This window comes from Cognatundibacterium luofuense, from assembly GCF_018139685.1.
Lineage (GTDB): Bacteria > Pseudomonadota > Gammaproteobacteria > Burkholderiales > Burkholderiaceae_D > Undibacterium > Undibacterium luofuense.
On sequence record NZ_JAGSPN010000441.1, the window covers coordinates 1 to 321 of the forward strand.

Below are 321 nucleotides of genomic sequence, written 5' to 3' on the forward strand. Positions count from 1 at the left end.
GGACGAGGCATGCAACTACAAGCCTCTGCGGTCAAACAATTTGCGCTCAGCCACAATTTGCCAGTGGCGCAGCCAGTCTCGCTGAAACTGGATGGAAAATATCCGGACGTGGCGCAAAGTGCCCATGAATTATTACGCACGACCCCGCACGATGTCATGGTGGTTGCGGCCTATGGCCTGATCCTGCCGGTATCCGTACTCAGCATTCCGCGCTTAGGCTGCCTGAATATTCATGGCTCCCTGTTACCGCGCTGGCGCGGTGCTGCGCCGATACATCGTGCTATAGAAGCTGGCGATGCCGAGACCGGCATCACGATTATG

At 56.7% G+C, this 321-nt stretch carries 1 protein-coding gene; it reads left to right on the forward strand.

Annotation, left to right across the window (positions count from 1 at the left end; genetic code table 11):
• A partial coding sequence (locus KDM89_RS21140) for a methionyl-tRNA formyltransferase (RefSeq protein WP_268977916.1) occupies positions 1-321 on the forward strand: 321 nt, incomplete at both ends.